At 70.3% G+C, this 2204-nt stretch carries 2 protein-coding genes; both read left to right on the top strand.

Annotation, left to right across the window (positions count from 1 at the left end; all coding sequences use genetic code 11):
- Positions 1-121 precede the first annotated feature (121 nt).
- A complete protein-coding gene (locus ACFTZL_RS44175; protein ID WP_382596087.1) occupies positions 122-1579 on the top strand; it encodes a catalase in 1458 nt (485 codons plus the stop codon).
- A 319-nt stretch (positions 1580-1898) separates the two neighbouring features.
- Positions 1899-2135 carry a hypothetical protein gene (locus ACFTZL_RS44180; protein WP_189721359.1) on the top strand — a complete coding sequence of 79 codons (237 nt, stop codon included), beginning with the start codon at positions 1899-1901 and terminating at the stop codon, positions 2133-2135.
- The last annotated feature ends 69 nt before the right edge of the window (positions 2136-2204 follow it).

Raw genomic sequence — 2204 nt, forward strand, 5'->3', positions numbered from 1 at the left:
GCGCCGCCCGGCCCAGCCATACCCACCACTTCAACAAACTGTTGACGCCCACTTCACCCCGACCCTAGGCTCCACGAAGCGGAAACATTTTTCCGCTGCCCTCTCGTATCGGAAGGTCACGATGTCGCAGCGCGTGCTCACCACCGAGTCCGGCGCCCCCGTCGCCGACAACCAGAACTCCGCCACCGCCGGCGCCGGCGGCCCGCTCCTGCTCCAGGACCAGCATCTGCTGGAGAAGCTGGCGCGCTTCAACCGCGAGCGCATCCCGGAGCGCGTGGTGCACGCCCGCGGGTCGGGCGCCTACGGCCACTTCGAAGTGACCGACGACGTCACGGAGTTCACGTACGCCGACTTCCTGAGCACCGTCGGACGGCGCACCGAGGTGTTCGTGCGCTTCTCCACCGTGGCCGACTCGCTCGGCGGCGCGGACGCGGTGCGCGACCCGCGCGGTTTCGCGGTCAAGTTCTATACGGAGGAAGGCAATTACGACCTCGTCGGGAACAACACCCCGGTCTTCTTCATCAAGGACCCGATCAAGTTCCCGGACTTCATCCACTCGCAGAAGCGCGACCCGTTCACGGGCCGTCAGGAGCCGGACAACGTCTGGGACTTCTGGGCGCACTCCCCCGAGGCGACGCACCAGGTGACCTGGCTGATGGGCGACCGCGGCATCCCGGCCTCGTACCGGCACATGAACGGCTACGGCTCGCACACCTACCAGTGGACGAACAGCGCGGGCGAGGCCTTCTTCGTCAAGTACCACTTCAAGACCAACCAGGGCGTCCGCTCCCTCAGCGCCGAGCAGGCCGCGGAGACCGTCGGCAGGGACGCGAACTCCCACCAGACGGATCTGCTCCAGTCCATCGAGCGGGGCGTGCGCCCGTCCTGGACCCTCTACGTCCAGCTCATGCCGGCGGCCGAGGCGGACGGCTACCGCTTCAACCCGTTCGACCTGACCAAGGTCTGGCCGCACCAGGACTACCCGCTGCGTCGGGTGGGCCGGCTGGTGCTGGACCGCAACCCGGACAACGTCTTCGCCGAGGTCGAGCAGGCCGCGTTCTCCCCGAACAACTTCGTGCCGGGCATCGGGCCCTCGCCCGACAAGATGCTCCAGGGGCGCCTGTTCGCCTACGCGGACGCCCACCGCTACCGTCTGGGCGTCAACCACACCCTGCTGGCCGTGAACGCCCCGAAGGCGACGACCGCGCGGAACCACGGCCGCGACGGCCTCATGGCGACCAACGCCCAGGGCCGCGCCGCGAAGAACTACGAGCCGAACTCCTACGACGGCCCGGCCGAGACCGGCCGCCCGCTGTCGGCCCCGCTGGCGGTCGGCGGCCACACGGGCACCCACGCGGCGCCCCCGCACACCAAGGACGACGACTTCTTCCAGGCCGGCGAGCTGTACCGGCTGATGTCCGCCGAGGAGAAGTCCCGGCTGATCGCGAACATCGCCGGCGGCCTCTCCCAGGTCTCCCGCGACGACGTGATCGAGAAGAACCTCGCGCACTTCCACGCCGCCGACCCCGAGTACGGGCGGCGCGTGGAGGAGGCGGTCCGCGCTCTGCGCGAGGACTGAACTCCCTGACCGCGTCCGACCGCGCGGGGCGACCCGGATGAGGGGTGGTCGCCCCGGGCACGGACGCGGGCAGGGTGTGGACCGCGGCGGCTGCGAGCCAGTGCGGTGGTGAAGGACCGGGAGCGGGCTTCTCGACCCGAGGGAAGACCGTTCCGGGCCCCGTCGCATCCGCCGCGGTCCCAGCATCTCTCCCCCTCCTCTCCCTCCCCTCACAGACCCCGTCCGGCGGCGCGAATGTCCTGTCGCGCCCAGCCTCGCGCCGTCGGGCGGCCAGCCCCTTCAGGGTGCGGAACAGGTGCGTCCGCAGGAGCCTGAAGGCATGGCACATCCCACCGAGCATCCGCATGTCGTGGTCCACTCCCCCGCCCTGGACGGATCCCGCCGGGTCACCCTGGGCGAGGAACCCCTGGGCGTCGCCACCCACGCCGACGACGTCGCCGAGATCCTGCGGCTGGCCGACCTGTACGTCACCGATGTCGCGGAGAGCGACCTCGTCGAGTGGCAGGGCGGCGGCCCGGACGACTGGCCGGGGCTGTCGGAGCACCACGACGCGTGAAGACGCCTACGGCACCGGTCGTAGGCCCCGTACGGAATGCTCAAATGAACCTCTGAACCCGGCCCCGGG

It is taken from the genome of Streptomyces sp. NPDC056948, assembly GCF_042674225.1.
In the GTDB taxonomy this organism is placed as follows: Bacteria; Actinomycetota; Actinomycetes; order Streptomycetales; family Streptomycetaceae; genus Streptomyces; species Streptomyces purpurascens.

Excerpts from the sequence above, each read along its gene's own strand:
- ACFTZL_RS44175 (WP_382596087.1), top strand. The coding sequence starts at position 122 with ATGTCGCAGCGCGTGCTCACCACCGAGTCCGGCGCCCCCGTCGCCGAC.
- ACFTZL_RS44180 (WP_189721359.1), top strand. The coding sequence starts at position 1,899 with ATGGCACATCCCACCGAGCATCCGCATGTCGTGGTCCACTCCCCCGCC.